Source organism: Staphylococcus pseudoxylosus (assembly GCF_003697915.1).
Lineage (GTDB): Bacteria > Bacillota > Bacilli > Staphylococcales > Staphylococcaceae > Staphylococcus > Staphylococcus pseudoxylosus.
On record NZ_RCVN01000021.1, the window covers coordinates 25,586 to 32,097 of the forward strand.

A 6,512-nucleotide genomic window follows, 5' to 3' on the forward strand; every position below is an offset into this window, starting at 1 on the left:
TCGTGGTAAGAAGAATCTCATTAGGCATAATCACACTATAGTTTTTCCCCTCTTTGAGATTCTTTAATACTTACGACTTAATAATTGTGTCTAAAATTTAGTAATAGGAGATGTTGAAAATGAGTAGCCATATTCAAATTTTTGATACAACACTTAGAGACGGTGAACAAACACCTGGAGTAAACTTTTCATTCGATGAAAGATTGAAGATAGCAAAACAATTGGAAAAATGGGGCGTCGATATCATAGAAGCTGGTTTTCCTGCATCAAGTACTGGTAGTTTCAAATCTGTTGAAGCAATATCTAGAGCCTTAACTACAACTGCAGTTTGTGGATTAGCACGTTGTGTAAAGAAAGATATAGATGCTGTATATGAAGCTACAAAAGAAGCTGCAAAACCGAGAATTCATGTTTTTATAGCGACTAGTCCAATACACCGAGATTCAAAATTAATGATGTCTAAAGAAGAAGTATTAGCTTCAATCAAAGAACATGTATCTTATGCGAAACAATACTTTGATGTCGTTCAATTTTCACCTGAAGATGCTACAAGAACAGAACCATCATTTTTAATCGAATGTGTTCAAACAGCTGTAGACGCCGGAGCCAGTGTTATCAATATACCTGATACTGTAGGATTCAGTTATCCTAAAGAATATGGCCAAATTTTCAAAACACTGCAAGAATCTATAACAACGAATCATGAAGTAATTTATAGTGCGCATTGTCATGATGACCTTGGACTTGCTGTAGCCAATAGTATGGCAGCAATTGAAAATGGTGCAAAACGCATCGAAGGTACACTAAATGGTATTGGGGAACGTGCAGGTAATACAGCTCTCGAGGAAGTTGCGCTTGGCCTTTACGTTCGACAAGATCATTACAATAATCAGACAAAAATCAACTTAGAAGAAACGAAACAAACTTCAGATTTAATTGCAAGATTTGCGGGTATTCGAGTCCCTAGAAATAAAGCCATTGTCGGACAAAATGCATTCAGTCATGAATCTGGAATTCATCAAGATGGCGTTCTGAAAAATCCAGAAACATATGAAATTATGACGCCACAACTAGTTGGTGTTAAAACAACTGAACTACCTCTTGGTAAACTATCAGGTAAACATGCTTTTGCAGAAAAATTGACAGCTTTAGGTTACGATGTAGAGCCTGAAGATCAAAAAGCCTTATTTAAACAGTTTAAAACAATTGCAGACAAGAAAAAATCAGTCACAGATCGTGATATTCATGCATTGATTCAAGGCACAGAGCATGAACAAAATGCTATATATAAAGTAGAAACATTACAGTTACAATTTGTATCTAATGGACTACAAAGTGCCGTTGTCGTCATTAAAGATAAAGATGGCAATACTTATCAAGATTCAAGTATTGGTACGGGATCAATTGTTTCAGTATACAACGCTGTTGATCGTATCTTTGATCGCAAGACAGAACTTATTGAATATCGCATAGATTCGGTAACTGAAGGTACAGATGCTCAAGCAGAAGTACATGTACAAATTAAGATAGATGATCAAATTGTTACTGGTGTAGGTATTGACCATGATATCTTATTAGCTTCTTGTAAATCATATGTTGAAGCACATGCCAAATATGTAGCAAATACTCATGAGGAAGAAGGTATTCACTCATGAGCCATAAGATTGTAGCCCTTCCAGGAGATGGAATTGGACCTGAAATATTGAATGGTTCATTAGAAGTATTACAACAACTAAGTAAATCCTTTAATTTTGATTATGATATAGAAACACATGATTTTGGTGGCATTGCCATTGATAACCACGGTGAACCACTTCCAGAATCAACATTAAATGCTTGCAAAAATGCAGACGCAATTCTATTAGGTGCTGTGGGAGGACCTAATTGGACAGATCCTAATAATAGACCAGAACAAGGTTTATTAGGTATTCGTAAAGCATTAGGTCTGTTTGCAAATATACGCCCTACTACAGTTACAAATGGCACTAGTCATTTATCCCCTATTAAAGAAGAACGTGTTGCAGGTACAGATTTCATTTTAGTAAGAGAGTTAACTGGCGGAATCTACTTCGGTGAACCAAAACAATTAAATGATAACGATGCGCTCGATTCATTAACCTATACTAGAACTGAAATTGAAAGAATTGCTAGAGTTGGGTTTGATTTAGCTCAAAAACGCCATAAAAAATTAACTTCAGTAGATAAAGAAAATGTTTTATCCTCTAGTAAATTGTGGCGTCAAGTGATTAATGACATTGCAGTTGAGTATCCTGAAGTTGAAGTGAATCATTTACTTGTTGATGCTTGTGCCATGCACTTAATCACTAACCCATCACAATTCGACGTCATTGTTACAGAAAATCTATTCGGTGATATTTTAAGTGATGAAGCATCTGTTATTCCAGGTTCTCTAGGCCTATCACCTTCTGCAAGTTTCAGTGAACATGGACCTAGACTTTATGAACCTATACATGGCTCAGCACCTGATATTGCTAATCAAGATATTGCTAATCCATTTGGTATGCTACTATCTGTTGTAATGTGCCTTAGAGAAAGTTTAAACCAAAACGAGGCAGCTGATAAATTAGAAGCAATTATTTATCAATTAATTAAAGAAGGTAAAACAACACGCGATCTCAATGGTGATTATCATACGTCTGATATTTTTAATTACGTTAAGGAAAATCTTTAAAAAAGGAGGAGATGTCATATGGGTAAAACACTATTTGACAAAGTTTGGAACAAACATGTCTTAACTGGTAAAGAAGGTGACCCACAGTTATTATATATAGATTTGCATCTAATACATGAAGTTACATCTCCTCAAGCTTTTGAGGGATTAAGACTTAATAATAGACAACTACGTAGACCAGACTTAACTTATGCGACGCTTGACCATAATGTGCCAACTGTAGATATTTTTAATATTAAAGATGAAATTGCAAATAAACAAATTACAACATTGCAAAATAATGCTAAGGCTTTTGGTGTTCATATCTTTGATATGGGTTCAGATGAACAAGGTATTGTCCACATGGTTGGACCTGAAACAGGTTTAACACAACCAGGCAAAACTATAGTATGCGGAGATTCACACACTGCAACACATGGTGCATTTGGTGCAATAGCTTTCGGCATTGGTACTAGTGAAGTAGAACATGTTTTTGCTACACAATCACTTTGGCAAACCAAACCCAAGAATCTAAAAATTGAGGTCACTGGACAATTACCTACTGGTGTTTATGCAAAAGACATTATTCTATATCTAATTAACCAATACGGTGTTGATTTTGGTACGGGATACGCATTAGAATTTGCTGGTGAAACCATTCAAAACTTATCTATGGAAGCGCGAATGACTATTTGTAACATGGCTATTGAAGCAGGTGCAAAATATGGTATGATGGCCCCTGACGAAACTACATTTGATTATGTTAAAGGACGTCCCTATTCTACTAACTTTGAATATGATGTTGATTCTTGGCGTGAACTCTATACAGATGAAGACGCTGAATTTGATAGAGTCATTGAAATGGATGTGTCTGATTTAGAACCTCAAGTTACATGGGGTACAAGTCCAGAAATGGGCGTAGGTTTCCATACACCTTTCCCTGAAGTTAAAAATGTTAACGATGAGCGTGCTTATAATTATATGGGTCTTGAACCTGGTCAAAAAGCTGAAGATATTAATCTAGGTTATGTATTCTTAGGTTCATGTACAAATGCTCGTCTTTCTGACTTGGTTGAAGCTAGTCATATCGTAAAAGGAAATAAAGTGCACCCTAACATTACAGCTATTGTCGTCCCTGGATCACGTACTGTAAAAATCGAAGCAGAAAAATTGGGGCTTGATAAAATTTTCAAAGAAGCAGGTTTTGATTGGCGTGAACCTGGTTGTTCCATGTGTCTAGGTATGAATCCTGACCAAGTACCTGATGGCGTACATTGTGCATCAACTAGTAACCGAAACTTTGAAGGTCGTCAAGGTAAAGGTGCACGAACACACCTAGTTTCCCCTGCTATGGCAGCAGCTGCAGCAATTAATGGGAAATTTGTAGACGTAAGAAAGGTGGTTGTCTAATATGGAAATTAAACCTATTACTACTTATACAGGTAAAGTGGTTCCATTATTCCATGATAATATTGATACCGATCAAATTATACCTAAAGCACATTTGAAACGTATATCAAAATCAGGTTTCGGCCCTTTTGCATTTGATGAGTGGCGCTACCTAGATGATGGATCAGATAATCCAGACTTTAATCCAAATAAGCCCGAATATAAAGGGGCTTCAATTTTAATTACTGGTGAAAACTTTGGTTGTGGTTCAAGTCGTGAACACGCGGCTTGGGCGCTTAAAGATTATGGTTTTGATATTATTATCGCTGGTAGTTATAGTGATATCTTTTATATGAATTGCACTAAAAATGCTATGTTACCAATCGTTTTAGATGAAAATGCAAGAAAATATCTTGCACAAGCAAGTGAAATTACTGTAGATTTACCAAATCAAACAGTTTCTACATTAGATAAATCTTTTGATTTTGAAATTGATGAAACTTGGAAGAATAAACTCGTTAATGGACTTGATGATATTGCATTGACTTTACAATACGAGGATGCAATTAAAGCCTATGAAACAGCAAAAACGTATTAAATAATTACTAAATTAATAAGTAAAGGTGTGAAATCATATGACTGTAAAAACTACTGTGTCTTCTAAAGATATCGATGAAGCTTATTTACAATTAAAAGATATTGCTAAAGAGACACCATTACAAAAAGATCATTATTTATCTCATAAATATGATTGTAATGTTTATCTTAAGCGTGAGGATTTACAATGGGTAAGATCATTTAAACTTAGAGGTGCATATAACGCAATTATAGCGCTAAATGAAATTGATCGCCAAAACGGCATTACATGTGCTAGTGCTGGTAATCACGCTCAGGGTGTAGCATATACTGCTAGTAAGTTGAATTTAAATGCAGTGATTTTTATGCCAGTAACTACCCCATTACAAAAAATCAATCAAGTGAAATTCTTTGGTGGCAGTAATACTGAAGTAGTTTTAACTGGAGATACATTTGATGATTGCTTAAAAGAAGCTCTTGTTTACACAGAAGAAAATAAAATGAACTTTATTGATCCTTTCAATAATATTTTTACAATTGCTGGACAAGGGACACTAGCAAAAGAAATACTTGAACAATCAAAAGAAGACGATATTCAATTTGATTATTTATTTGCTGCAATCGGTGGTGGCGGTTTAATTTCAGGCGTAGGTACTTACTTTAAAGAACATGCTCCTGAAACTTCAATTATTGGTGTAGAACCTGCTGGTGCAAGCAGTATGTATGCTTCAGTAGTTTTAGAAAAACAAATTGTCACATTGCCTGATATAGATAAATTTGTTGACGGCGCATCTGTAGCACGTGTAGGTCAAATCACATTTGATATTTGTAGAAATGTAGTTGATGACTATGTTCAAGTACATGAAGGTGCTGTTTGTTCAACTATTTTAGACATGTACTCAAAACAAGCCATTATTGCAGAACCTGCTGGTGCGTTAAGCGTCGCAGCACTTGATCAATATCAAGCAGAAATCAAAGGCAAAACAGTTGTATGTGTAGTCAGTGGCGGTAATAATGATATTAATCGAATGAAAGAAATTGAGGAACGTTCCTTATTATTCGAAGAAATGAAACATTATTTTATTTTAAATTTCCCACAACGTCCTGGTGCATTAAGAGAATTTGTTAATGAAGTCCTTGGACCTAAAGATGATATAACCAAATTTGAGTATCTTAAAAAATCTTCTCAAAATACAGGCACAGTCATCATAGGTATTCAATTAAATAATCACAAAGACTTAGATAACTTAAAAGCAAATGTAGATGAGTTTGATAATTCTAATATTTATATTAATGAAAATAAAATGCTTTATTCCTTACTAATTTAGTTATGCATACTAAAAGAGTCTCATTGTTTATATGAAATGATTATATGTCTATTATGGAGCCTGGGACATAAATCCCAGAAAAATAGCACTCAGATGATTTAATTCATCTGAGTGTTTCTTTTTTGTTTATCCAATACTTCGTGATGTTGCCTCTCTTGCTTAGGCTACAGCTTCTAAAGTCCCACTTTTAAATCTAATTTCTAAATTTATTAAAGTAGACTTGTGACTCTCTTATCAGATTATATTTCATTGTATTAGTGGGACTTATGCATGAGCTTTGCTCATGTACTCCATCGAAATCGACAATGACTTTCAGTTGAAGTTAAGCTCTTCGCGCATAAAAAAAAGACCCTATTGGGTCTTTAATTGCCTGTAAAGTCCCACTTTATTAATTTTGACTCTAATTTATTAAAATAGAATTGTGACTTCTTATCAGATTATATTTCATTGTACTAGTGGGACTTATACATGAGCTTTTGCTCATGTATTCCGCTTTGCCTACTCTTGCGGAACGTAAGTCTGCTACCTTCGGCGCTAAAGACCTTTCT

At 34.9% G+C, this 6,512-nt stretch carries 5 protein-coding genes; all 5 read left to right on the forward strand.

Annotated features, from left to right (window positions below; all coding sequences use genetic code 11):
* Positions 1–119 precede the first annotated feature (119 nt).
* The 5 genes from D9V42_RS13715 to ilvA are packed head-to-tail and all read left to right on the forward strand — an operon-like array spanning position 120 to position 5,964.
* Positions 120–1,655, forward strand: a complete 1,536-nt coding sequence (locus tag D9V42_RS13715) for a 2-isopropylmalate synthase (RefSeq protein ID WP_119614217.1) — start codon at positions 120–122, stop codon at positions 1,653–1,655.
* Positions 1,652–2,692, forward strand: a complete 1,041-nt coding sequence (gene leuB, locus D9V42_RS13720; RefSeq protein WP_107558660.1) for a 3-isopropylmalate dehydrogenase — start codon at positions 1,652–1,654, stop codon at positions 2,690–2,692. The genes D9V42_RS13715 and leuB overlap by 4 nt, the downstream gene beginning before the upstream one ends.
* An 18-nt stretch (positions 2,693–2,710) precedes the next feature.
* On the forward strand, positions 2,711–4,081 hold the full coding sequence (leuC, locus tag D9V42_RS13725) for a 3-isopropylmalate dehydratase large subunit (RefSeq protein WP_122065416.1): 1,371 nt from the start codon (positions 2,711–2,713) through the stop codon (positions 4,079–4,081).
* A gap of 1 nt (position 4,082) precedes the next feature.
* Entirely contained in the window at positions 4,083–4,658 is a 576-nt protein-coding gene (gene leuD / locus D9V42_RS13730) for a 3-isopropylmalate dehydratase small subunit (protein ID WP_107555368.1), read from the forward strand.
* A gap of 37 nt (positions 4,659–4,695) precedes the next feature.
* Positions 4,696–5,964 (forward strand): threonine ammonia-lyase IlvA, encoded by a 1,269-nt coding sequence (ilvA, locus tag D9V42_RS13735; RefSeq protein WP_107555369.1) that lies wholly within the window; start codon positions 4,696–4,698, stop codon positions 5,962–5,964.
* Positions 5,965–6,512: the final 548 nt, after the last annotated feature.

Coding starts and splice junctions, on each gene's coding strand:
- leuC (WP_122065416.1), top strand. CDS start 2,711: ATGGGTAAAACACTATTTGACAAAGTTTGGAACAAACATGTCTTAACT.
- D9V42_RS13715 (WP_119614217.1), top strand. CDS start 120: ATGAGTAGCCATATTCAAATTTTTGATACAACACTTAGAGACGGTGAA.
- leuB (WP_107558660.1), top strand. CDS start 1,652: ATGAGCCATAAGATTGTAGCCCTTCCAGGAGATGGAATTGGACCTGAA.
- ilvA (WP_107555369.1), top strand. CDS start 4,696: ATGACTGTAAAAACTACTGTGTCTTCTAAAGATATCGATGAAGCTTAT.
- leuD (WP_107555368.1), top strand. CDS start 4,083: ATGGAAATTAAACCTATTACTACTTATACAGGTAAAGTGGTTCCATTA.